The sequence below is a fragment of the Kineococcus endophyticus genome (genome assembly GCF_040796495.1).
Lineage (GTDB): Bacteria > Actinomycetota > Actinomycetes > Actinomycetales > Kineococcaceae > Kineococcus > Kineococcus endophyticus.
On the sequence record NZ_JBFNQN010000002.1, the window covers coordinates 330561 to 354528 of the forward strand.

22 protein-coding genes are annotated in these 23968 nt (G+C 73.7%); 8 read left to right on the forward strand and 14 right to left on the reverse strand.

Annotated elements, in window-relative coordinates:
* The first annotated feature begins 13 nt into the window (after positions 1 to 13).
* Positions 14 to 565 (forward strand): hypothetical protein, encoded by a 552-nt coding sequence (locus tag AB1207_RS03895; RefSeq protein WP_367636469.1) that lies wholly within the window; start codon positions 14 to 16, stop codon positions 563 to 565.
* A gap of 4 nt (positions 566 to 569) precedes the next feature.
* On the opposite strand, the gene AB1207_RS03900 is transcribed toward AB1207_RS03895, so the two are convergent.
* From AB1207_RS03900 to AB1207_RS03910, 3 genes are read right to left on the reverse strand one after another with little or no spacing between them, the layout of a single operon-like run.
* Entirely contained in the window at positions 570 to 1163 is a 594-nt protein-coding gene (locus AB1207_RS03900; RefSeq protein WP_367636470.1) for a DUF1684 domain-containing protein, read from the reverse strand.
* Entirely contained in the window at positions 1160 to 1525 is a 366-nt protein-coding gene (locus AB1207_RS03905; RefSeq protein ID WP_367636471.1) for an STAS domain-containing protein, read from the reverse strand. Before AB1207_RS03905 ends, AB1207_RS03900 begins: the two co-directional genes overlap by 4 nt.
* 20 nt (positions 1526 to 1545) lie before the next feature.
* Entirely contained in the window at positions 1546 to 1965 is a 420-nt protein-coding gene (locus AB1207_RS03910; RefSeq protein WP_437178855.1) for a DUF2000 family protein, read from the reverse strand.
* A gap of 50 nt (positions 1966 to 2015) precedes the next feature.
* Between AB1207_RS03910 and AB1207_RS03915 the strand changes: the two genes are divergently transcribed.
* Positions 2016 to 2792: a helix-turn-helix transcriptional regulator gene (locus tag AB1207_RS03915; RefSeq protein ID WP_367636473.1), complete on the forward strand. Its 777-nt coding sequence runs from the start codon at positions 2016 to 2018 to the stop codon at positions 2790 to 2792.
* Positions 2793 to 2800: 8 nt separating this feature from the next.
* Here AB1207_RS03915 and AB1207_RS03920 read toward each other — a convergent pair whose 3' ends face one another.
* The 8 genes from AB1207_RS03920 to AB1207_RS03955 all read right to left on the reverse strand — a co-directional run bounded on the left by AB1207_RS03920 (position 2801) and on the right by AB1207_RS03955 (position 12532).
* The gene (locus AB1207_RS03920) at positions 2801 to 4414 is read right to left on the reverse strand and encodes a hypothetical protein (RefSeq protein ID WP_367636474.1); all 1614 of its coding nucleotides are present in this window, start codon (positions 4412 to 4414) and stop codon (positions 2801 to 2803) included.
* The gene (locus AB1207_RS03925; protein WP_367636475.1) at positions 4414 to 5835 is read right to left on the reverse strand and encodes an insulinase family protein; all 1422 of its coding nucleotides are present in this window, start codon (positions 5833 to 5835) and stop codon (positions 4414 to 4416) included. The genes AB1207_RS03920 and AB1207_RS03925 overlap by 1 nt, the downstream gene beginning before the upstream one ends.
* Before the next feature lie 72 nt (positions 5836 to 5907).
* The gene (locus AB1207_RS03930) at positions 5908 to 7524 is read right to left on the reverse strand and encodes a peptide chain release factor 3 (RefSeq protein ID WP_367636476.1); all 1617 of its coding nucleotides are present in this window, start codon (positions 7522 to 7524) and stop codon (positions 5908 to 5910) included.
* A 53-nt stretch (positions 7525 to 7577) separates the two neighbouring features.
* Positions 7578 to 8471, reverse strand: a complete 894-nt coding sequence (locus AB1207_RS03935; RefSeq protein WP_367636477.1) for a phosphogluconate dehydrogenase C-terminal domain-containing protein — start codon at positions 8469 to 8471, stop codon at positions 7578 to 7580.
* Positions 8472 to 8504: 33 nt separating this feature from the next.
* Entirely contained in the window at positions 8505 to 9869 is a 1365-nt protein-coding gene (locus AB1207_RS03940; RefSeq protein WP_367636478.1) for an MFS transporter, read from the reverse strand.
* A 124-nt stretch (positions 9870 to 9993) separates the two neighbouring features.
* Positions 9994 to 10806 (reverse strand): sugar phosphate isomerase/epimerase family protein, encoded by an 813-nt coding sequence (locus tag AB1207_RS03945; RefSeq protein WP_367636479.1) that lies wholly within the window; start codon positions 10804 to 10806, stop codon positions 9994 to 9996.
* 82 nt (positions 10807 to 10888) lie between these two features.
* Positions 10889 to 11647: a FadR/GntR family transcriptional regulator gene (locus AB1207_RS03950; RefSeq protein WP_367636480.1), complete on the reverse strand. Its 759-nt coding sequence runs from the start codon at positions 11645 to 11647 to the stop codon at positions 10889 to 10891.
* Between the two features lie 12 nt (positions 11648 to 11659).
* Entirely contained in the window at positions 11660 to 12532 is an 873-nt protein-coding gene (locus AB1207_RS03955; protein ID WP_367636481.1) for a phosphotransferase, read from the reverse strand.
* Positions 12533 to 12783: 251 nt separating this feature from the next.
* On the opposite strand from AB1207_RS03955, the gene AB1207_RS03960 reads away from it, so the two are divergent.
* The gene (locus AB1207_RS03960; RefSeq protein ID WP_367636482.1) at positions 12784 to 13914 is read left to right on the forward strand and encodes an ATP-binding protein; all 1131 of its coding nucleotides are present in this window, start codon (positions 12784 to 12786) and stop codon (positions 13912 to 13914) included.
* 25 nt (positions 13915 to 13939) lie between these two features.
* Here the strand turns inward: AB1207_RS03960 and clpB are convergent, their stop codons facing one another.
* Positions 13940 to 16585, reverse strand: a complete 2646-nt coding sequence (gene clpB / locus AB1207_RS03965) for an ATP-dependent chaperone ClpB (protein ID WP_367636483.1) — start codon at positions 16583 to 16585, stop codon at positions 13940 to 13942.
* Positions 16586 to 16696: 111 nt separating this feature from the next.
* On the opposite strand from clpB, the gene AB1207_RS03970 reads away from it, so the two are divergent.
* Entirely contained in the window at positions 16697 to 18247 is a 1551-nt protein-coding gene (locus AB1207_RS03970) for an FAD-binding oxidoreductase (protein ID WP_367636484.1), read from the forward strand.
* Between the two features lie 2 nt (positions 18248 to 18249).
* Here AB1207_RS03970 and AB1207_RS03975 read toward each other — a convergent pair whose 3' ends face one another.
* Positions 18250 to 18765: a cell wall-binding repeat-containing protein gene (locus AB1207_RS03975; protein WP_367636485.1), complete on the reverse strand. Its 516-nt coding sequence runs from the start codon at positions 18763 to 18765 to the stop codon at positions 18250 to 18252.
* A 354-nt stretch (positions 18766 to 19119) separates the two neighbouring features.
* Between AB1207_RS03975 and AB1207_RS03980 the strand changes: the two genes are divergently transcribed.
* From AB1207_RS03980 to AB1207_RS03995, 4 genes are all read left to right on the forward strand, one after another.
* Entirely contained in the window at positions 19120 to 19968 is an 849-nt protein-coding gene (locus AB1207_RS03980) for an alpha/beta fold hydrolase (protein WP_367636486.1), read from the forward strand.
* A gap of 32 nt (positions 19969 to 20000) precedes the next feature.
* Positions 20001 to 20951: an MBL fold metallo-hydrolase gene (locus AB1207_RS03985; protein WP_367636487.1), complete on the forward strand. Its 951-nt coding sequence runs from the start codon at positions 20001 to 20003 to the stop codon at positions 20949 to 20951.
* 228 nt (positions 20952 to 21179) lie between these two features.
* Positions 21180 to 22787 (forward strand): histidine kinase N-terminal 7TM domain-containing diguanylate cyclase, encoded by a 1608-nt coding sequence (locus tag AB1207_RS03990; RefSeq protein ID WP_367636488.1) that lies wholly within the window; start codon positions 21180 to 21182, stop codon positions 22785 to 22787.
* Between the two features lie 64 nt (positions 22788 to 22851).
* Entirely contained in the window at positions 22852 to 23352 is a 501-nt protein-coding gene (locus AB1207_RS03995; protein WP_367636489.1) for a hypothetical protein, read from the forward strand.
* 8 nt (positions 23353 to 23360) lie between these two features.
* Here the strand turns inward: AB1207_RS03995 and AB1207_RS04000 are convergent, their stop codons facing one another.
* Entirely contained in the window at positions 23361 to 23927 is a 567-nt protein-coding gene (locus AB1207_RS04000; protein ID WP_367636490.1) for a hypothetical protein, read from the reverse strand.
* Between the last annotated feature and the right edge of the window lie 41 nt (positions 23928 to 23968).

Below are 23968 nucleotides of genomic sequence, written 5' to 3' on the forward strand. Positions count from 1 at the left end.
CTAGGTTCGAACGGTGCGAGCACCTGTGAGCTGCGACGACCTCGAGCGGGTCGAACTGAGCGCGGCCAACGACGCCCGGGGGCAACGGGCCGTCGCCGACCTCCTGCAGGCCTGGGCCCGGCGCGCGGTGCCGGGCGACTCCGTGACGCGGGGCCGGCTGCTGGTGGCTGCCAGCGAGCACGCCGCCTTCGCCGGCGACGCGAGACGGTCGCTGCGACTGGCCCGGGAGGCCCTCGGCACCGGCGACCACGTCGCCCCCGACACCCGCTGCTACGTGGTGTCGGCGCTGCTGGTCTGCGGGCACCTGCGGGAGGCCGTCGTCCTGGCCGACGAGATCCTCGACAGCCACGGCGCGGACGTCGACGTGTACCTGCAGCTGGGCGAGGAGTTCTCCTGGCACCGGCAGGCCGAGGAGGCCGCCCGCATCTACACCCTGGGCATGTTCCGCTGCGCGGGCGACGACGAGGCCACCGAGCAGCTGCTCGGCGCCTGGCGCCGCGGTCGGGCCCCCCGGGTGGTGGACCTGCGCGAGCGCGTTCCGGCGCAGGCGGTCCCGTTCGACTGAGCGGTCAGCCGCTCCACGGCCCGGCGAGCTCGCCGACCGCCACCGGGACGTCGACGACGTTGCCGGGCGGCGGCAGCGGACAGGCCCACGCCGGGTCGTAGGCGCAGCTCGGCGGGTAGGCGAAGTTGAGGTCGACGACGAGGCCGCGCTCGGTGCTGCCGAGGTCGGCGCCCTTGACCGTGTCGAGCAGGTAGCGACCGCCCCCGTACCCGGGTCCGGGGTCCTTCAGCGGCAGGAACAACCCGCCGCCGTACTGGTCGAGCCACCACACGTCGAGCGTCCCGACCCCGGGCAGCGTCACCGTGCCGACCCGTTCGAAGGCGACGGTGCCGTCGGTGCCGGTGACGGCCTCGCGGCGCAGGGGGTCGGCCGGTTCGACGGGCACCTCGAACCGCAGGGCGGGGTCGTAGGGCGCGACGGGCAGCCCGGTGAACGCGGCGCGGTCGGCGGGCAGCAGCGGGCCGGCCGGGTGGTGGGCGAAGAGCTCGTCGCGACCGGCGCGCCAGCGGGTGTGCCCCTCCTGCGGGGGGAGCGCGCGCACGGCGGCGTAGAGGTCGGTGACGCGGCGGCGCCAGTCGAGGACGTCGAGGCGGGTCACGCGGTGGCGCCGGGGAGGGTCTGCAGCTCGATCATCTCGTCCAGTCGAGCACGGTGGACGAGGTGGCGCACGTGCTCGGGTGCTCCCTGGACCGTGATGCGACGTTCGCCGCTGCGCGAGGCGAGGCGGGCGAGGAAGCCGAGCCCCGTGGAGTCCATGAACGTCACGGCCCCCGCCTCGACCACGACGGGCCTACCGGCCGCGAGGGCTTCGGTGACGCAGCGTTCCAGCTCCGGGGCCAGGGAGGCGTCGATCTCGCCGGCCAGCGTGACGAGCACGGGAGCCGCAGCCCCGGACGCGCCCACCCCGGACCGCACGCCCACCGACCCGGGAGGGCCGGAGAAGGTGTTGCCCGAGGTCACCGCTCGAATGCTACCCAGCGTCAGGGATGTGCGTGGGCTCCCTTGAGAACCTTGTCGACCGAGTTCTTCGGACCGTGCACGGCGAGGCCGACGACGTCGAGGGCGTCCGCGGCGACGGCGGCGACCGCGGCCCGGTTGGCGGCGTCGTCACCGGTCGTGAACATCTCCGCGGTGAACAGGGCCGTCGACAGGCCTCGCCCGACGGCCCGCTGCCGGGCCGCCCGCAGGGTCGCCGCGTCGCCCTCGAACACCCGGACGGGTTGCCCGAGCAGGGCGAGGTAGCCGGTGCCGTCGGCGTCGGCGTACGGCTCACCGACGAGTTCGGGGTGGGCCGCGGTGACGCCGCTCAGCAGGAAGGCCGTGACGTTGAGACGCTGCCAGGTCGCGAGGTCGTCGCGGACGAGGACGGCGGTGCGGGAGTCGGGACGGGAGTCGGTCACGGGGGCCACGGTCCCCCGGCGCCGGGACCGCGGTCTTGTACGTTCGTGACGTGGGACCGGAACGGGTGCGCAGCCACCGGCCGGACGTCGCCGGCATCGCCGAGGTGCTGACGGCCCGGTTCGTCGAGCACGCCTACCCGCTGCACACCCACGACACGTGGACGCTGCTGCTCGTCGAGGACGGCGCCGTGCACTACGACCTGGACCGTCGCCCCCACGACACCGGCCGCCTCGTGACGCTGCTGCCCCCGCACGTCCCGCACGACGGCCGGGCCGCGACGGCGGCGGGGTTCCGCAAACGGGTCCTCTACCTCGACCCCGACGCGCTGCCCGCGACGGCCACGGGGCGGGTGGCGGACGCGCCGGAACTCCCCGACCCCCACCTGACCGCCGCGGTGCGGACGCTGCACACCCGTCTGAGCGGCGAGGCGGACCCGCTCGACGTCCACGCGCGCGCGGCGGTGCTGCTCGACGCCGTCGCCGCCCACGTCCTGCGGACCCCGCCGTCCCCGCATCGCGACGCGCCCCTCGCCCGCCGGTTGCGCGCGCTCATCGACGAGAACGTGGTCGACGGCGTGCTGCTGGCCGACGCCGCCACCCGGTTGGGGGTCTCGAGCGCGCACCTCGTCCGAACGTTCACCCGGGAGGTCGGGATGCCACCGCACGCCTACCTCACCGGCCGCCGCGTCGACCTGGCCCGCCGGTTGCTGCTCACCGGCCACCGCCCCGCCGAGGCCGCCGTGCTCGCGGGGTTCCACGACCAGCCGCACCTCACCCGGCACTTCCGGCGGGTGCTGGGGACGACGCCGGGGCGGTTCGTGGGCTGAGGTCCCCCTCACACCGACAGGCGGTACTCGACGAAGGTCAAGACGTCGTCCCGCCGGGTGTCACCGGCGGTCTGCAGTGCAGCCACCAGCGTCAGGAGGAGCGCCTCCCGGGGGTCCGGCGCCACGGCGTGCTTCACCGCTCGCAGCGCCAACGGCCACGCGGGAACGGGAACCCCGTCGTGCAGGGTCGTCCGCTCCCGGACGCGCGGGTGGGACATGACCCAGGCGCCCTCCGCTCCCGTGGACCACGGTTCCGGCGACGACGACTGCCCGAAGGCGAGGAACGCGTCGTTCACCCAGTGGAGCTGGTTCAGCCCACTCATCTGGCAGGCGTTCCGAGCCAGGTCGAAGGCGAAGTCCCTCTGCTGCCTCGGCTGAAGCGCCTCAAGGCGGGGCACCAGGTCGGGCAGAGCGGCACCGAGTTCGGCGATCTGTTCGGACGAGGGTCGCGGATCCAGGTACCGGGCTGCCGGATCGTCGCGGGCGAGGAGAGTTCCAGGTTCGAACCAGCCGTCGTCAGGCCCCACCTCGACGAAGTGCACGTCGACGTCCTCGTGGGGCACGGGGGTGCGACTGTCGGGTCGCGGCTCAGGGCCGAACTCCTCCACGAGCTGGGCCAAGGCGGTGCGCGCCGCAGCCAGGGCTGCGTCGGCCCCCTCGTCACCCACGACGTTCCGCAACCCGGTGATCGCGCTGAACGCAGCGTCCAGAGGGTCGGGGTTGAGAGCTTGGAGCATGGCGAAGAGGGCTGCTCCCCCTTGGTCGTTCTCGTACCCCTGGACCCGCACGACCCGACGAGGGTTCTCCGGGTGGTCCTGGAGCGCCTGGTACATCCACCCCGGATCGGTGAAGGGCGGCGGCAGGGGGCGGTCGGACCGCAGGGACCCCAGACCGGCAGCGACGACGTCGAGGTCGACGATGCCCGCTCTCCGCAGCCCATGTTCGGCCGCCCAGTACGCCACCTGACGTTGCACGAGGGGTCCGGCGGCCAGGAGGGCCTCCGCCAACGGCCGGTCGAGACGGGTGAACCACTCTGCCATGGCATCAGCCACCAGCCGGTCATCGGGAGGGTTCCCGTCCCAGGCGGCGACGAGGTCTTCCCGGGCCAGTCCGGAGTCTCGGGCCCTGTGGGCCGCAACCTCGTGCACGCTCGTCAGCCGGACGACGGCGTCGGCAGCGGGCACGGCGGGCCAGAAGGTGAGTTCGTAGTGGTCCACGAGCAGTTCGTCGTCGCCGACCGTGCCGTCCCAGGCGTCGTCGATCCCCCTGGCGCAGAGCCGGACACGGTAGTCGGCGACCGGTAGGCCGAACCTGGCGGACGGTCCGTCGAGCGGTTCGCGGATGCCCACCTCGCTGGAGACCGGGGTGAACGACACCTCGACGACGTCCTCCCACTCCAGGCCCGGCTCGGCCGGTTCATCGTCCCGCAGGAGGATCCGCAGGCCCACGTCGCCGAGGGCCGTGCCGACCGACAGCGTGAGGGCGCCCGGAACACCGGCCCCGACCAGACCGTTCTCCTGACCCTCGAAGGCCTCCGTGAAGGTTCCTTCCACCTCCCCGGACTCCAGGTAGAACTGGTGGTAGTCCACTCGCACGCGCCCGTCGAACAACACCTCGACCATCAGGTCGCCTCCTCGTTCTCGGTCCTCACCCGGTCGATCCGCACCGACGTCGGAACCCTGTCCCGCAGCTCGGCGAGGAACTCCGCCCCGAACTCCCCCGGCCGCAGGTCCAGGCGGAGCCCCCGTCGGGAGACGAGGGACCACCGGTCGCCGCTCACGTACGCGGCGACGAGGGAACTCCACGTGACCTGCACGTCGCCGACCTGCAGACCGCGGGCGGAGACGGTGGCACGCCGGCCGTCGGCGGCCGTGAACTCCCGGCCGGGCCAGGGTTCGACGGCGGCCGGCGTGTCGAGGTGGAAACCCGCCGGCGCGGGGACGGGGACCGGGGTCCGCAGGACGGCGGTGTCCAGGACGGTGCGCAGGAGGCGGCGCAGGTCCTGCGTCGTGAGAGCGTCGAGGTCGCGCTGGAGGGTGGTCACGGACGCGGGGACGTCCCGGCCGTGCAGGAGCCGCCACGCCTCCTCGGTCAGGCCGGTCGACCCGGCGTCCTCCTCCGCCTGGTCGACGACGCGTCCCACGGCGCGCAGCACGGTCTCCTCGTCGAGGTCCGCCTCGAGCCGGCGCAGTTCGTCGAGGAGGGCGGTGACGAGGTCGGCCTCCCGGCCGGGGACGCAGTCGGACGTGATCGTCAGCATCGACGTGTCGAGGGTGATGCGCAGGTGGCCCGCGCCCGCGCCGTAGGCGAGGTGCTCCCGGTGCCGCAGGCGGTTGGCGACGGCCCGGTCCAGGACGGCGGCGAGGACCGGGACGGCCCAGCCGGCCGGCAGGAGGGCGGTGAGGGAGACGGTGCGCTCCCCCGGGTCGACGTGCAGCCGGGCACCGGTCGCGGCGGGCACGGACGGCTCGGGGTGGAAGCGGCCGTCGGGCAGCCGTACCGCGGCCCTCCCCCGGTCCACCCCGACGAGGGTCTGCACGGCGTTGCCCGCGGTGAACCGCTCCCGCACCCACGAGCGCAGCAGGTCGGGCCCGAGGTGGTCGAGCTGCTGCTCAAAGGCGACGACGCCGTAGCGCTGCGCACCGAAGTGCTGCACGGGGGACGGCACGGTGACGGGGTGGTGCTCCTCCTCGACGGCGATGAGGGCGCGCTCGGAGTCCAGGTGCTGCACGGGCAGGTCCCGCAGCGCCTCCTCGACGCGCCGCAGGAACCCCTCGACGTCGGCCTCGTCACCCACGGCCCAGAACGTCGTGTGCACGAGACCGACGGAGGCGTTGCAGCGCAGGTCGACCGCGTGCGCGCGCCGCATGACGAGGTGCTCGACGAGGTGGGTCACCCCGCGGGTCGGCACCGTCTCGTCGGCCGTGCCGACGCGGAACGTCAGAGCCCCGTAGGCCACCCCGGAGGAGGTCGCCTGCAGGCACGGGACGAGGCGACCGCCGGCGGCCGGGGGACGCCCGGGCTTGCGGTAGTCGATCGCCACCGTCCCAGTCTGCCGCAGCGCACCCCCGCACCGGGCGGGAACACCCGTCCGGCGCAGTGGCCGCCGTCGGTGTCAGTCGCTCGTGGCGACGAGCTGCTCGAGCGTCACGTCCGGGTTGTCGCGCTCGAAGCTGCGCACGCGCCACTCGTCCGTGAACAGCGCGAACACGCGGCCATCGGAGTTCTGGACGACCTCGCACCCGCGGTGCGCGCGCAGCAGCGGCGCGTCCTTGGCCTCGATGATGCGGGCCGTGGTGAAGGGCAGTTCGGTGAACAGCACGGGCGAGCGGAACTCGTGGGTCATGCGGTACTGCACGACGTCGAACTGCAGCGCGCCGACGGCCGACAGGACGGGTTCCCCGTCGCCGCGGGAGTCCGACGTGAGGACGCGCACGACACCCTCGGCGTCGAGTTCGCGCAACCCCTGGCGGAACTGCTTTCCCGCGCCGAGGTCCTTGGGCCGCACGGTGCGGAAGTGCTCGGGGGCGAACACCGGCAGCGGCGGGTAGGCCGTCCGGCCGTTCTCGGACAGCGTGTCCCCCACGTTGACGTGCCGGGCGTTGACGAGGCCGATGACGTCGCCGGGCCAGGCGACGTCGACAGTGGAGCGGTCGGAGCCGAACACCGTCTGGACGTGCTTGAGCACCATGGGACGGCCGCTGCGGTCGTCGCGGACGGTCATGCCGCGGTGGAACACCCCGGAGTGGATGCGCGCGAACGCGAGGCGGTCGCGGTGGGCGGGGTTCATGCCCGTCTGCGTCTTGAACACCTGGGCCGTGAACCGGCTCGTCACGGGGTGGACCTCGCCGGCGACGTCGCGCTGGTCGCGGGGGGCGGGGGCGATGTCGACGAGGGCGTCGAGCACCTGCCCGACGCCGGTGTTGGCGACGGCGGCGGTGAAGAACACCGGCGTCGTGCGGAAGGCGAGGAACTCCTCCTCGTCGTGGTCGGCGCCGGTCGCCTCGAGCAGCTCGTGCTCGTCGACGGCCTGCCGCCACACGTCGCCCTCGACGGCCTCGGCCCCGGCGGCGTCGAAGCGCTCCTCGACGGCGAGGGTGGCGCCGCCGGGGGCCTTCGTGTACTTCACGTACCCGCCGGTGGACCGCTCGAGCAGCCCGCGGAAGTCGCCCGCGATGCCGACCGGCCAGGTCACGGGCGTCGGCCGCAGACCGGTCACGGACTCGACCTCGTCGAGCAGCGCGAGGGCCTCCTGGCCGGGCCGGTCCCACTTGTTGACGACGGTGATGACGGGCAGGCCGCGCTGCTTGCAGACGCCGAAGAGCTTGCGGGTCTGCACCTCCATGCCGCGGGCCGCGTCGATGAGCATGATCACGGCGTCGACCGCGGTGAGCGCGCGGTAGGTGTCCTCGGAGAAGTCGGCGTGCCCGGGGGTGTCGACGACGTTGACGACCGTGTCCCGGTGGTCGAGCTGCAGGACGGCGGAGCTGATCGAGATGCCGCGCTGCTTCTCCATGTCCTGCCAGTCCGTGACGACGCCCGCTCGGCCGGCCTTGCCGTGGACGTGCCCGGCCTCGCGCAACGCCTTCGCGTGCAGCGCGAGCGCCTCGGTCATCGTCGACTTCCCGGCGTCCGGGTGGCTGATGACGGCGATGGTGCGACGGCGGGCGGACTCGGCGGCCACCTGCTCGGCGGGGACGTCGGTCAGCTGGTCGGACGGGACGGTGGTCACGGGCCCATTCTCCCCCGTCGCCGCCGTGCTGGGCGACGGCGACGGGGGGGCTGTCAGCGCTGGATGCCGTCGAGCTTGAGCATCCGGGTGATGACGTGGTCGAGCTCGCCGTCGGAGAAGATCTTCTTCCAGTCGTCCTTGACGATCGTCTCGCGGCCGTAGTCCATGGCGACCAGGCAGGCCTCGGAGAACGGGTTGGACCCGCGCAGGGTGTTGGTCAGCGCGATCTGCACGTGGCCGAAGAGCATGGCCCTGGCGGCCTCCTCGGGGACGCCCACGGTGTGGACCGTCTCGTGCAGGGCGTCCTTGAGCAGCGACCCGATCATGCAGGCGACCGTCTCGACGAGCGTGGGCTCGAGGTAGGCGAGCTGCTTGACGGTCACCCAGTGCACGGTGTCGACCGGGCCGTACATGATCCGGATGACGTCCTCGGCGACGTCCCGCTTCGCCAGGTCGTCGTGCTCGAAGGCGGCGACGACGTTCTGCAGCGCGGCCTCGCCGCCGAAGTTGTCGGCGTACTCCTCGGGGCGGGTGCGCTCGAGGAAGACCGAGGGGTGGCAGGGGTGGGCGACGGCCTGCAGGACGTCCTCGCGCTGGGCCAGCAGGTTCGCGTACGCGGCCGCCGGGTCGAGGGTGACGAGGATCGAGCCGGGCTTCATGGCCGGCACGACCGACTCCGAGACCGGGCCGAGGACGGTGTCCGGCACGGCGAGGACGACGACGTCGGCGCCGTCGACGGCCTGCTCGGTGGGCACCGCGTCGCGGCCCTCGGCCGCCATCCGCTCGATGCCGGCCGGGGAGGCCTCGGCGTAGCGGAGTTCGTGGTGGGACCGGGCCAGGTTCCGCGAGACGCGCATGCCCATCTTGCCGCCGGCGCCGACGACGGCGATGCGGACCGGCGCGGTGGCCGCGGTGTGGTTCTCGGCGGGCTGGGTCGTGGTGGTCATGTCGTCACTCCTGGAGGTGGGGGAGGTCGGGGATCAGGCGGCGGAGGTCTGGGTGGCGACGCGCTCGGAGGCGTCGGTCGCCCGGCTGCGACGGGAGAGCACGAGGAGGATCCCTGCGGACAGCACGAGCAACCCGCCGGTCAGCCACAGGCCGAGCTTCTCGTCCCCGGTGAGGTCGGTCAGCCAGCCCGTCACGTACGGCGCGGAGAAGCCCCCGATGTTGCCGAACGTGTTGATGAAGGCGATGCCCGCGGCCGCGGCCGCGCCGGTGAGGAACTGCGCCGGCAGCGACCAGAAGTTCGGCAGCGCCATGAAGATCCCGCAGGCCGTCACGGCGATGACGAGGATCGTCAGGTAGGGCGAGTTCATGTAGAGCGCGACGGGGACGCTGAGACCGGCCAGGAGCGTGGGCAGCGCGATGTGCCAGCTCTTGAACCCGTTGCGGTAGATGTGCCGCGACCACAGGAACAGCGCGAGCGCCGCCGGGACGTACGGCACGGCCGTCACCAGGCCCTTCTCGAAGACCGAGAACGTGGTGCCGAAGCGTTCCTGGAAACCCCCGATGATGGTGGGCAGGAAGAACGCGAGCGAGTACAGCCCGTAGATGAGGCCGAAGTACGCCACGGCCAGGGCCCAGACCCGGCCTTCGCGCAGGATGCGGCGGGCCGAGACGTGGCCGCGCTGCTGGTTCTCGCCGGCCTCGGCGTCGAGTTCGCGGCGCATCCAGGCCCGCTCGTCGGCGGTCAGCCAGCGCGCGTCCTCGGGACGGTCGGTGAGGTAGAACCAGCACGCGACGCCCAGGACGATCGCGGGGATCCCGACGCAGAGGAACATGAAGCGCCAGCCCTCGAGGCCGAACACCCCGTGCCCGGACTGCATGAGGAAACCGGCCAGCGGGGCGCCGATGACCGTGGTCAGGGGCTGGGCCAGGTAGAACCCTGCGAGGGCCCGGCGGCGGTACTCGCGGGGGAACCACATCGTGAGGAACAGGATGGCCCCGGGGAAGAACCCGGCCTCGGTCACGCCGAGGAGGAACCGCAGCCAGTACAGCTGGGTGTCGCTCTGGACCCAGGTGAACAGGACCGCGACGATCCCCCAGCTGACCATGATGCGGGCCAGCCACTTGCGAGCGCCGAACCGGTGCAGGGCCAGGTTGCTGGGGATCTCCAGGACGATGTAGCCGACGAAGAAGATGCCGGCCGCGAACCCGTACTGGGCGGCGGTCAGGGCCAGGTCGTCGTTCATGCCGTTCGGTCCGGCGAAGCTGATCGCGGTCCGGTCGAGGTAGTTGATGAAGAACATGACCGCGACGAACGGGATCAGTCGCAGGGCGGCCTTGCGCAGCGCCGTGCTGCCGTCCCCCGGAACCAGTCCGGGGGTGGAGGTGGGGGTGCTCATGGGGCGTGCTCCCTTGCACGGGTCGGAGCCACGCGAGGTGGCGGGAGTGCGCCGCTCAGGTGCGCCAGCGGCTCGACACGACTGTCGCACCCCCACCGCAGATTGGTCAACCGGTTGACTGCAGTCAGTCCTGGAGATCCTCGAGCGTGCGCAGGGACCGCTCGGTCCACTCCGCCTCGACCGCTCGTGTCGCGACCCCGTCCCCCTGGGGCAGCAGCCAGTGCTCCAGGACCTGGTGGACGCGCGCGGGGTCCGGCTGGACGACGTCCAGCAGGTCCCGGTAGTCCAGCTGCCCCTCCCCCAGCGGGCAGCTCGCGAGCGTGAAACCCGCCCAGCCGTCGCGCCGGGTGAACCGGAAGTCCTTGACGTGGACGTTGACGACGCGGCGGGCCAGCCGGCGCACGACGTCGCGGGGGTGCTCCAGGGCGGCGACGCAGTTCGCCGGGTCCAGGACGATCCCGAGGTGGGGGTCGTCGACGGCGTCCACGACGGCGAGGAGGTCGGCGGTGGCGATCTGCTCGTACGTCTCCAGGCCGAGGACCACCCCGGCGGCCGCGTACTCGGGGACGACCTCCCGCAGCCGGGAGACGCTCTCCTGCAGGGTGGGGCGGTCCTCGACGCCGTCGACGACGGCGTAGGCCATCGACCGGACGGTGCGGGCGCCGAGCGCGAGGGCGTGCTGGAGGTGCCGCCGCAGGTGCTCGACCCCGGTGCCGCGCGTGCCCGTCTCCAGGACCAGCCCCCGTTCGGCGGCGGCGGCGCGCAGCGCGACCGCGAGCTCCGGGGTCAGCGCCTCGAGGTCCGGGTGGTCGCAGACCTGGAAGACCGCAGCCCCCAGGTCGGCGGTCTGGTGCAGCATCTCCAGCAGCGACAGGGGGTCCGGACCACCCTCGTCCCACCGGTGGCTGTACGCGTAGGTGGACACTCCGACGGCCACGACGCCTCCTGGGTCAGACCCGGCCGAACCTCTGATTGGTCAACCGGTTGCCGGGAATGGTGGCACAGGTCGGCGCGTGGGGTCAGACCGCCAGCGAGCTGCCGGACCGCGGCTCGGTGTGCTCGACCCGGTCCCCGGCGGTCCGCATGTGCCGGACCATGGCACTGCGGGCGGCGTCGCCGTCGTGCGCGGCGACGGCCTCGTAGACCGCGCGGTGCTCCCGGCAGGCCTCGCCCGCCTGCTCGGCCGACTGCAGACCCCGCTCGACCCACACGCGCAGCAGGGAGCGGACCGTCTGCAGCAGCTGGGCCATGACGTCGTTGCCCGCGGCGTCGGCGAGCTGACGGTGGAAGGCCGCGTCGGCCTCGATGAACGCCTGCAGGTCGCCGGTGTTCGCCTCCATCGCCTCGAGGTGGGCGCGCAGCCGCCCCAGGTCGCCGTCCTCGATGCGTTCGGCCGCCTGCACCGCGGCCTGCACCTCCAGCGCCCCGCGCACCTCGGACAACTGGGCGGTGTGGCCCGCCGAGAGCATGAGCCCCCAGCTCAGCGTGGTCGGCAGCAGCTCGGACATGCTGTCGCGGACGTAGGTACCGGAACCGGGACGCACCGAGACGAGCCCGAGGATCTCCAGGGCGGCCAGCGCCTCGCGCACGGCGGAGCGGCCGACCCCCAGGGACTCGGCGAGCGCGCGCTCGGGGGGCAGCCGCGTCCCCGGGGCGAAGGTGCCGTCGGCGATGAGGGAGGTCATCTGGCGGGAGACCTCGGAGACGGCCGAACCGCGGGGCAGCGCCGTCAGCTCCAGGTCGACGCGTCGGGAGTCGTCGTCGCGGAAGACGGGCACCGGGTCACCCTCTCACGCGCACTCCGGTGCGGATCCGCCGCGACGGCGGGCGACCCAGTGCTGCAGCGCCTCCCCCTGCGCGCGCTGGAACGCGCGCAGCGTCGGCAACCCGGGCGGGTCCGGTTCGGCGGCGCGTGTCAGGAAGAACACGGCGAACCCGGCCAGCACGGTCGTCAGGACGTGCGGCTCGACGTCCCCGGTCAGGGTCGACGTGCGCAGCACCTCCTCCGCCAGGTCCTCCCCACCGAGGCGGTCGACCTCGAAGAGCAGCGCGAGCAGATCCAGCCACGCCGGGCCGGAGCAGGCGTGCGGCCAGTCGAGCAGGACGGCCCGGCCGCCGGAGATGAGCAGGTTGTCGGCCCGCAGGTCGAGGTGGACGAGCGAGTCGCCGTCGAGGTGGGCCAGCGCGTCGGCGGGCAGCTCGGTGGCGAGGGACTCCCGGGCGGTCGGCAGGCCGGGTACGGGGCAGGGCGTCGCGACGGTGACGAGCGTCTCGAGCGCCGCGACGACGAGGCCCAGCTCGTCGCGCCGCCAGGGCAGGGCGGGGTGCCGGCCGGCCACGTCCTCCAGGACGAGCACCTGCCACTCCCCCACCTCGCGCGCGCCGAGCAGCCGCGGTGCGGGGACACCCGGAGGCAGGAGGGCCGCGATCCGCCCCTCCCGGGCGTGCATCGCGGGGCTGGCGGCGTTCTGCGCCGGGCTGACGGCCTTGACGAACGCGCGGGTCCCGGCCGTCGTCTCGACGCGGTCGGCCGACCCGGGCGAGAAACCCCCGGGCTGGGAGACGGCGTGCACGACGGACGCACCCAGCACCTCGGCGACAGCGGCGTGGACGGTGGCGGGCAGGTCCTCCCACCCGACGCGGTTGCCTCCGGACGCGATCACGGGGTCCACCGTCGCAGCGCAGGGTGTCGGAGCGCCAAGGGGTTTCCGCGGGTGGGCGGACGCGGGTCGTCCCCCTGCTCACACGTCACCGGGACGAGCGCTCGGCAAGTTCGCAGGTTGCTTGGCAGGTTCGCAAGCTGCTCGGCAAGCTCACCAGGAGATCCACGGCTCGTCGCCTCGCCCATCGGCGCGCCGACGGCCTTGCCACGAGAATGAACGGAGAATATAAAGGATGTAAAAGAGGAGGAGACGTGCCGAACCCCTTCACACCGACCGCAGGAGCCCGCCCACCCGTCCTCATCGGACGAGACGCAGTCCTGGAGGACTTCCGGATCGCGCTCGAGGACGGGCCGGGTGCACCCGGGCGCCTCTCCCTCGTCACGGGGGCCCGCGGTGTGGGGAAGACGGTCGTGCTCGCGGAGCTGACGGAGATCGCCCGGACGACGGGCTGGGTCACCATCGACGAGACGGCGACCCCGGGACTCCTGGAGCGCGTCCGTCTTTCGGCCGTCCGCGCATTCGAAACCCTTGACCTCGCTCCGGGAAAGCGCCGCGCGCTCACGGGGTTCACCGTCGGTCGTCTGGGCGGGGCCCAGTTCGTCCCACCACCACCGCCACGTTCCCCCGGGTTGCGCGAAGCCCTAGAAGAACTGTTGTCTCCGGTCGAGGAGCGGGGCAGCGGCCTGCTGGTCACCATCGACGAGGTGCACCGCAAGGAGATCGACGACCTCCGCCAGATCGCCGCCACGTTCCAGCACCTGGTCCGGGAGGACCGGGACGTCGCCCTGGTCGTGGCGGGCCTGCCGTCGGCGGTGCACGACCTCCTGAACGACGATGTCCTGACGTTCCTCCGGCGCGCCGACCGGCAGACACTGGCGGACGTCCCCCTCGACGACGTCCGGGTGGCCTTGTCCACAACGATCGCGGGTAGCGAGGTCGACATCACCGAGGAGGCTCTGGACGTCGCCACGACGGCCACGGGCGGCTACCCCTTCATGGTGCAGCTCGTCGGTTACCACGTCTGGCGACGGGCGGACGACGGCGTCATCGAGGTCGAGGCCGCCGCGGCGGGCGTCGCAGCGGCCCAGGTTCGGCTGGGGAGCACCGTCCACGAGGCGAACTTGGCGTCCCTGTCGGCCGTCGACCGGACGTACCTCGTCGCGATGGCTCAGGACGACGGACCGTCGAGGACGAGCGCCGTGGCGGCGCGCATGTCGCGGGACATGCAGTACCAGAACGTCTACCGCGACCGCCTCATCACGGCCGGCATCATCAAGCCCGCTGGTCACGGGCTGGTCGACTTCGCCGTCCCTTACCTGCGCGAGTACCTGCGCGACCACGCCGCGCGCTACGAGATGCAGGGGCGCCTCACCGAGGAGTGAGGCGCCCCCGCACCGTCTGGGAACGTCAGATCGAGACGGCGCTCTCCGCCCGCCGCACGACGAGCCCGGAGGAACTCGACGCGGGGTCGTCGAGGTCGAAGCTGCCGCGCGCGACGTCCACCTCGACGGTGTCACCGTCGCGGACCTCCCCGGACAGGATCGCCCTGGCCAGGCGGTCGCCGATCTCGCGCTGCACGAGGCGGCGCAGCGGCCGGGCCCCGTAGGCGGGGTCGTAGCCGGTGAGGGCCAGCCAGTCCTTCGCCGCGTCGCTCACGTCGAGGACGAGGCGGCGGTCGGCGAGGCGCTCGGCCATCTTCTGCACCTGCAGGTCGACGATCCGGGACAGTTCCTGCGTCGACAGCGGGTCGAACACCACGACGTCGTCGAGGCGGTTGAGGAACTCCGGCTTGAAGTTGGCCCGGACCGCCGTCATGACGGCGTCGTGCTTGGTGGCCTGGGACAGTTCCGGGTCGACGAGGAACTGCGACCCGAGGTTCGACGTCAGCACGAGGATGACGTTGCGGAAGTCCACCGTACGGCCCTGGCCGTCGGTGAGGCGACCGTCGTCGAGGACCTGCAGGAGGATGTCGAACACCTCCGGGTGGGCCTTCTCCACCTCGTCGAGCAGGACGACCGAGTAGGGCCGGCGCCGGACGGCCTCGGTGAGCTGGCCACCCTCCTCGTACCCGACGTACCCCGGAGGGGCACCGACGAGCCGCGCGACGGCGTGCTTCTCGGAGTACTCGCTCATGTCGATGCGGACCATGGCGCGCTCGTCGTCGAAGAGGAAGTCGGCCAGGGCCTTGGCCAGTTCCGTCTTCCCGACGCCGGTGGGGCCGAGGAACAGGAACGAGCCGGTCGGCCGGTCGGGGTCGTTGACCCCGGCCCGCGAGCGCCGGACGGCGTCCGAGACGGCCTGCACCGCAGCGGTCTGACCGATGAGCCGGGCGCCGAGGAACTCCTCCATGCGCAGCAGTTTCTCGGTCTCGCCCTCCAGGAGTCGTCCGGCGGGGATGCCCGTCCAGCCCGCGATCACCTCGGCGATGTCGTCGGGCCCGACCTCGTCGGCGACCATCGGGGCACTCCCTCCGGTCGACGATGCGACGTCCTGCTCGGCGGCCTGCGCCTGGGCGAGTTCCGCCTCGAGGGAGGGGATCTTGCCGTAGAGGATCTCGCTGGCCGCGCCGAGGTCGCCCTCGCGCTGGAGGCGTTCGGCCTGGGAGCGCAGTTCGTCGACCTGGTGCTTGAGGTCGCCGACGCGGTTGAGACCGGCCTTCTCCTGCTCCCAGCGGGCGGTGAGGGCGGTCAGCTGCTCCTGCTTGTCGGCGAGGTTCTGGCGCAGGGCGTCGAGGCGTTCGCGGCTGGCGACGTCGTCCTCCTTGCCGAGGGCGAGTTCCTCCATCTTCATGCGGTCCACGGCGCGGCGGAGCTCGTCGATCTCGATGGGCGAGGAGTCGATCTCCATGCGCAGCCGGGACGCGGCCTCGTCGACGAGGTCGATGGCCTTGTCCGGCAGCTGACGTCCCGTGATGTAGCGGTCGGACAGGGTGGCGGCGGCGACCAGGGCGGCGTCGGAGATGGCGACCTTGTGGTGCGCCTCGTACCGTTCGCGCAGCCCGCGCAGGATGCCGATGGTGTCCGGCACCGAGGGTTCGCCGACGAACACCTGCTGGAACCGGCGTTCGAGGGCGGGGTCCTTCTCGATGCGCTCGCGGTACTCGTCGAGGGTGGTCGCCCCGACGAGGCGGAGCTGCCCGCGCGCCAGCATGGGTTTGAGCATGTTCCCGGCGTCCATGGCGCCCTCGCCGGCGCCCGCGCCGACGACGGTGTGCAGTTCGTCGATGAACGTGACGACCTGCCCGTCGGACCCCTGGATCTCGGCGAGGACGGCCTTGAGGCGCTCCTCGAACTCACCGCGGTACTTCGCGCCGGCGACCATCGAGGCGATGTCGAGCGAGATCAACCGCTTGCCTCGCAGGGACTCCGGGACGTCGCCGGCGACGATGCGCTGGGCCAGGCCCTCGACGACGGCGGTCTTGCCGACGCCGGCCTCGCCGATGAGGACGGGGTTGTTCTTGGTGCGGCGCGACAGCACCTGCACGACGCGGCGGATCTCGGCGTCGCGGCCGATGACCGGGTCGAGGCGGCCCTCGCGGGCCTGCGCCGTGAGGTCGATGCCGTACTTCTCCAGCGACTTGTAGGTGCCCTCGGGGTCCGGCGAGGTCACCTTCGCGCCGCCGCGGACCGACGGCAGCGCGTCGAGCAGCGCGTCGCGGGTGGCGCCGACGGCGCGCAGCGCCTCCCCGGCCGCGGAGGTCGAGGCGGCGGCCCCGAGCAGGAGGTGCTCGGTCGAGACGTAGGCGTCGTCGAGCACGCGCGCCTCGTCCCCGGCGGCCTGCATGAGCTGCAGGGCGGGGCGGGACAACTGCGGCTGGCTGACGTTGCTGCCCGAAGCGCTGGGCAGCGACGCCAGCGCGCCGTCGACGCGGCGGAGGACGAGCGCCTGGTCGGCGCCGACGGCGGCGAGCAGGTGCCCGGCGACGCCGTTCTCCTGCCCCAGCAGCGCGGCGAGGACGTGCAGCGGTTCGACCTGGGCGTGACCGGCGGAGGTGGCGCGACCGACCGCATCGGCCAGCGCCTCCTGGGCGCGAGTGGTGAGCTTGAGGTCCACGGACTACCTCCAGACGGTGTGGACTGACGACACTGGTGACAACTCTGCCAGACTTGAGCTTGTTCCGCTCAACTCTGGCGGGCTCGTCACCCGGGGAGCACAGTGGGGCGGGTGGAGAACGCGCACCGACCCGCACGTCCGACGCGCCGCGCCCTCCTGGCCGGGGGCCTCGCGCTCGCCACGGCCGGGTGCACGGCCGGCACCCCCAGCTCCCCGTCCGGTCCGGCCACCTCCAGCGGTTCCCCCGGCGGTTCCTCGTCGCCGAACTGGGGTTCCCTGCGCGTCTCCGGCGGCGTCAGCCTGCGCGGCGCGTCGGGCTACGCCGACGGCTACGACGTCTCGACGCTGCTCTACAACCCGCGCTTCTCCCCTGCGCCGCAGGCGGTCGCGCACTGCAGGGACGCCGACGACGTCGCCGCCTGCGTGCGCTTCGCCGCGGACGGCGGGGTCCCGCTGCGCCTGCGCAACGGCGGGCACTCCTACGGCGGCTGGTCCGCCGGCGACGGGCTGGTGGCCGACCTGTCGCCCATGGCGGCCGTCGAGGTCGACCGGGACGCGCGGACGGCCCGGGTGGGGGCGGGGGCGCGGCTGATCGACGTCTACGCGGCGCTCGGCGCGGCGGGCGTCGCGGTGGGCGCCGGGTCCTGCCCGACCGTGGGGGTCAGCGGGCTCACGCTCGGCGGTGGCGTCGGCGTGCTCGCCCGCTCGTTCGGCCTGACCTGCGACCAGGTCACCGCGGTCGACGTCGTCACGGCCGACGGCCGGGCCCGCGCGGTCGGCGTCGACAGCACCGACGGCGACGACGCGGACCTGTTCTGGGCGCTGCGCGGCGGGGGTGGGGGCATCGCGGCCGTGACGTCGTGGACGTTCTCCGTGCGACCCGCGCCGGAGGTGGCGGTGTTCTTCGCGCGGTGGCCGCTGTCGGAGGGTTCCGACGTGCTCGCGGCCTGGCAGCGCTGGCAGGCCGACGCCCCTCGCGAGCTCTGGTCGACCTGCAAGCTCCTGCGCAACCCCGACGACGGCGACCGCGTCCAGGTCTCCGGCACGTGGACGGGCGGCGGCGCGCCGGACCTGTCGGGCCTGCTCGCCGACCTGCCCGCTCCGGCGTCCCGGTCGGGCAAGCGGCTGCCCTACACCGCGGCGATGGCCTACGAGGCCGGGTGTTCCGGGCTGGACGCGGACGCCTGCACGACCAGAGCGCTCGACGCCGAGCACCGGCAGCCGTTCGCGGCGACCAGCTCGATGCTGCCGCAGGCCCTGCCGCAGGCCGGTCTCGACGCGGCCCTGGCTGCGGTGCAGGCCATCTCGCTGCCGCGGGGCGCCGTCGAGGCCGGGATGTCGTTCGACGCCCTCGGCGGGGCCGTCGCCGACGTCGCCCCGGACGCGACGGCGTTCCCGTGGCGGACGGCCCTGGCCACGGTCCAGCACACGGCGACGTGGACGGGCACGGGGGACGCGGCCGCGTTCGACGCCGGCGTCGCCGGGACCCGGGAGGCGTTGCGGGAGTGGACCGGCGGGTCGGCGTACGTGAACTACGCCGACCCCGGCCTGCCGGACCGGGCGCAGGCCTGCTGGGGACCGAACCGCGCGCGGTTGCAGCAGGTCGCGGCCGCGGTGGACCCCGACGGCCTCTTCGCCTTCCCCGGCGGGATCAGGATCTGAGGTCAGGCGGCGGAGCAGCCCGGACCGTGCACGTCGGCGTACTGCGCGGCGTCGGCCAGGACGGCCTGCGACACGCTCGGCGTCCCGCCGACGACGACGAGAGTGCACGGACGCAGCCGCTGCAGCTCCGTGCGGGTGGCCTCCGGCAGGCGGTCGCGCTCGGTGAGCAGCACGGGGCCGGTGCCCTGGGCGGACGGGCCGAGCGCGAGGGCGTCCGGCAGCGCGGTGCCCGAGGCGAGGAACACCACGGAGGCGTTCTCCGACGACCACCCGAGTTCCCGGGAGACCGCGGCGGCCGTGGCGTAGCGGTCGGCGCCGGCGATGCGCACCACGGTCGGGGTGGAACTGCCGGTCTGGGAGGTGGCCGCGGTCGACAGGCCGTGCGTCACGAGCGGGGACAAGACGCGGCTGCCACGGCTGAGGTGCGGGGCGTCGGCCGCCGAGGCCGAACCGGCCCCCACGACGGTGACCCCGGCGAGCCCGACGGCGGCGAGGGTGGCGAGGGTTCGGGTGCGCACGGCGATCTCCAGGTGTTCGGCTGGCCAGGTCTCGAGGCCGGGGTCCGAGCAGGTTCGCCGTTCCCCGCCGGGCCGCGTTCCCGTCGGCGCTCGTGGGCACGGCCGCTCGGGGGACCACACCACTCGACTCCGCCGCCCCGCTCCGGAACGTGACGGAGGAGGCACGGATCGTCAGGTTCACGGAGGATCGCACCCACGCCCGCTGTCCCCCGAAAGGGGCGAGGCGAACTGCCCCGCAGCCCTTCCGCGCACTGGGACCCAGGCTTACGTTGTCCCTCGCCCGAAGACGTCGAGGCGGCCCCGACTCGACGCCGTCCCGACGTCCGGAAGCGGTCAACGGCGATGTGCACGCAGATGAGCAGCGAGACGTCCACCACCCTCGTCCCGACCCGGCTGGGCCGGTTGGCCGTCCGCACCGTGGGTGACGGGCCCACGGCCGTCCTGTGGCACAGCATGTTCGTCGACTCCCGCAGCTTCGACCGGGTGTCGGCCGACCTCGGACGGGAGCGGCGGCTCGTGCTCGTCGACGGGCCCGGCTGGGGGGCCAGCGACCCGCTCGAGCGGCGCACGACGATGGCGCAGTGCGCCCTGGCCGCCGAGGACCTCCTCGACGCGCTCGCCGAGCGCGGCGTCGTCGACCCCGGCCCGGTGGACTGGGTCGGGAACGCGTGGGGCGGTCACGTCGGGTACCGCCTCGCCGGGACCCGGCCGGCCCGGTTGCGGACCCTCGTCGCGGCGAGCGCCCCGACGTTCCCCCTGCCGGAGTCCCGCCGCCGCACCCTGGGACTCCTCAGCCACGTCGTCGAGCGCACGGGTCCGCGCGGTCCGCTGCGTTCGGCGGTCGTCTCCGCGCAGCTCACGGACGCGACGCGCGAGCACGACCCGGCCGCCGTCGGCGTCGTCAACGCCTGCCTCGACGACGCCCGGCCCCGCAGCGTCGCGGAGACGCTGCGGTCGTTCGTCGTCGGCAGGTCCGACCTCGGGAGCGAACTGCGCCGCTCCCCCGTGCCCGTGCTGCTGCTCGCCGGCGACGACCGCGGTGACCTCACGCCGGAGCAGGCGCGCGAGAGCGCGGCCGACTGCGCCGACGCGCGGGTCGTCGTCGTCCCCGGCGCCCGCACGCTGCTGCCGCTGGAACGTCCCGGGGAGTTCTCCGCGGCCGTGCTGCAGTTCTGGGAGCGGCACCCCCCTCGACCCCGCTGAGCGGACACCGTGGCGGCGGGGAGACTGGGGCCGTGAGCCTGGGCAGCGGACCGCGCGAACTCGTCGTCCTCGGCACCGCAGGCGCCGTCCCCACCCGCGAGCGCAACCACAACGGGTACCTCCTGCGCTGGGACGGCACGTCCGTCCTCTTCGACCCCGGCGAGGGGATCCAGCGGCAGATGCTGCACGCGGGGGTGTCCTCACCGCGCATCGAGCGGATCTGCGTCACCCACCGGCACAACGACCACTGCCTCGGCGTGCCCGGGGTGCTGAACCGGATGGCGCAGGACCGGCCGGGCCGCGAGGTGACGGTGCACGGTCCCGAGGACGCCTTCGAGCACCTGCGAGCCCTCGCCGTCGTCGCGCAGGCGAACGTGCGCGTCACGGTCCAGGGGCACCCGGCCCTCGAGGAGGACGTGCCCGTCGCCGACGTCGCCGGGTCCGCCCTGACGGCCCGGGCCCTGGACCACCGCGTCCCGGCGCTCGGGTACCGGCTGGTCGAACCCGAGCACGTCACGTTCTCGCCCGACGCCCTGCGAGCCGCGGGGATCACCGGTCCCGACGTGGGTCGCCTGCAGCGCGAGGGGGAACTGCGCGGGGTGCGGCTGGCCGACGTCAGCACCCGCCGCCGGGGGCAGGTGTTCGCGTTCGTCATGGACACCCGGCTCTGCCCGTCGGTCTCCGAGGTGGTCCGCGACGCCGACCTCGCCGTGCTGGAGTGCACGTTCACCGACCGGGACGCCGACCTCGCCCTGGCCCGCGGCCACCTCACCGCGCGGCAGGCCGGGGAGACCGCGGCCCGCGCGGGCGTCCGGTCGCTCGTCCTGACCCACGTCTCGGCCCGCTACGACGGGGCGGAGCTGGAGGAGGAGGCGCGCGCCGCCGTGGCCGCCGTCGGCGGGCGGACCACGGTGCGGGTGGTGCGGGACCTCGACGTCGTCCCGGTGCCACCGCGCGCCGAGCGCAGTAGCGTCGCGGCATGAGCCAGCCCGCGTTCGACCCCGACGACCCGCCCGTCCCCGAGCTCGAGCAGGACGAGGACGTCCCGCCGCGCCCGGAGGAGGAGGTCGCGGACGACCTGGACCGCGACTGACCGGCCCGCCGCTCACCCGGTAGCCGGGGCGGGGTCCGGAGGGGGTGCCGACCGGCGCCGGTGCACCCCGGGACGGCCGCAGCGTCCGGGAGCGCCGGAGGACAGGAGCGCGACCGCGGTGATCGACCCGCTCGCCACAGCGCTGTGCGCGGCGTTCGTCGTCGCCGCCCTGCTCAACCTCGTGACGGCCGCCATCGCCTGGCGCCACCGCTCCGCCACCCCGGCAGCAGGCGCTCTGGTCGGTGCGGCGGCGAGCCTCACGCTGTGGTCGGCCGTCGGGGCTCCGCTGAGCTTCCCGGTCGCCCGGGCCGTGCACGACGCCCTCGTCTACGTGTCGTTCGTCGGCATCCTCGGCGCCGTCGTCAGCCTGTACCTGCTCGCCCGGTTCGCCTGCGACCCGCACTTCCGTCCCCGTCGACGGCACACCGCGTTCCTCGCCGGCGTCCCCGCCGCCATCCTGGTCGCCGTCGCGACGGACCCGTGGCACCACCTCGTGTTCAGCCGGATCGTGCCGCTGGACCGGTTCCCGTGGTTCCGCGACGAGTTCGGTCCCCTGTTCTGGGTCCACACCGCCTGGTGCTACCTCGTGCTGGGCCTGGCGTTCCGGCGGCTGGCCGTCGCGTGGTGGCACGGATCGGCCGTGCTGCGCCGGCAACTCGGGCTCCTGCTGGTGGCCGGGGTCGTCCCGCTGGCCGGGAACGTCGTGGTGCTGGCGGGTTCCACGGCGCTGTCCGGGCGCGACCTGACGCCGTTGTTCTTCACCGTCACCGCGCTCCTGGACGCGTACGCACTGCTGCGGGCCGGACTGCTGCGCGTCGTCCCCGTCGCCCGGGAACGCGTGCTCGAAACGGTCCAGGACGCGATCGTCGTGGTGGACGCCGGGGGTTCGGTCGTCGACGTCAACGGCGCGGGTCGGCGTTACCTGCGGACGCGGCGACCGGACCTGCCCGACGATCCCGTCGGGCTGCCCGCGTCCTTGTTCCTCACCCCTCGCGCCCTCGGGGAACTCCCGTCGGAGGGCCTGAGCTACGCCATCGGCTACGCCGGCGGACTGCACCTCGACGTGCGCATCAGCCCCCTGGTCGACCGGCGCGGCCGGGAACTCGGACGGGTCGTCGTCGGCCGCGACATCACCGAACTCGTCCAGGCCCGCGAGCGGCTCGAGGAACAGGTGGCCGTGGCCGAGGAACTGCGCGCCCGGCTCGCGGAGGAGGCCGTCCGCGACCCGCTCACGAGGCTGCACAACCGACGCCACTTCGACCCCGCGGCCGCCGCCCTCGTGGCGGGAGCGCACCGGGCGCCCGTGGGGATGCTGGTCCTCGACGTCGACCACTTCAAGCAGGTCAACGACACCCACGGGCACGCCACCGGCGACCGCGTCCTGGTCGAGATCGCCGGGATCCTCGCGGCGTCCGCCCGCCCCGGCGACCTCGTCGCCCGCACCGGTGGCGAGGAGTTCGTCCTCGTCCTGCCCGGTGCGGACGAACGGGTCCTCGCCGCCCGCGCGGAACAGTTGCGAGCCGCGTGCGCGGGGGCGTGCATCCCGGTCGACGACCCGGCGTCCGCCTCCGTCCGCCCCACCGTGTCCATCGGCACCGCCGTCGCCCCGCGCGACGGGACCGACGCGCCCGGGTTGCTGGCGGCCGCCGACCGCGCGCTGTACGCCGCGAAGGCGGCGGGGCGGAACCGTGTGGTCGCGGCGGACGGGACCTCCCCGGGGCGCTGAGGGCCCCGGCCGCGTCGACACCCGGACCTGTGCCTGGCGGCGCGGTTCCTGGCACCATCGCCGGATGAGGTTCCTGCACGGTGCGGTCGGCCTGGTCACGGTCGTCGCCGGCCCGCTGCTGCTCACCTCGGCTAGTGCGTTCCCGAGGCCGACACCGGTCACTTCCGAGCGGTGCTTCGGCGGTGCGGTGTACGAGTCGATCTCCGGTTCTCCCGACGCCCACCAGCTGTTCGAGGAGTACCTGCGCGGCGCCCGCAGCACCCTCGAGGACCTCCACGTCCGGGCCCCGCAGCTCACCGACGACCCGTACTTCTCCGGCATCCTCAGCCGGGCCGAGGGGGACGTCGAAGCCTTCACGGCCCTGTCCGAGGTCACCCGCGCCACCCCGCGCCCGCCCGTGGACCAGCCACTGCGCGCCGTCGACGCGGACGGCCGGCTCATAGCGGAGGTCAGGTTCAGCTCGTGGATCTTCGACGAGCAAGGCAGCTACGCGATCGACTCGGCCACGCTGCCCGACCCGGGGCGGGACCCCGCGGAGGGTTGCCGCCAGCGGACGACTCGCTGAGCCCGCGGTCAGGCCATCCGACGCAGCCGCCACCACCGGGACGCGAGCGGCAGGACGAAGCAGACCAGCCACACCGCGGTACCGGCCACCACGGCCGTGAGACCCCCCTGCCTCGCCGATGCCGACTCCGGCCAGAGGCGGTCGAACCACGCCGTGAGCGCCGCGCACACGAGGCACCACGCAGCCGCTGCTGACGTCGCGAGGACGAGGAACCGCCGCAGACGCCGAGTCCACCCCGCCGCGTAGTCGACCGCGAGGTCGCGCAGCTCACCGTCGGCGGGGAACTCCCCGCGCGCGACGTGCTCGTGGACGGTGCGCTGGGTCGCCGGGTCGGGTGGCCGGGAGAAGCGTGCTGCGTAGGGCGTCCCCTCGTCGGCGTGGTGGAAGGAGGCGACGACGTTGACGAGCATCGAGGCGGCCCCGAGGGCGAGGGTGCCCGTGTCACCGGTGATCACCAGGAACGTGCCGCCCACGACCACCAGCACGAGCAGCCAGTGCAACGCATCCCGCCAGGTGGGGCGGTGCCAGCGACGCCGGGGAACCGCCCACCGGTCGGTGCCCCCCGGAGCGCTCACGGCGACATGGTCGCCGACGAGAGGCTCCGCGGCACGCCGTC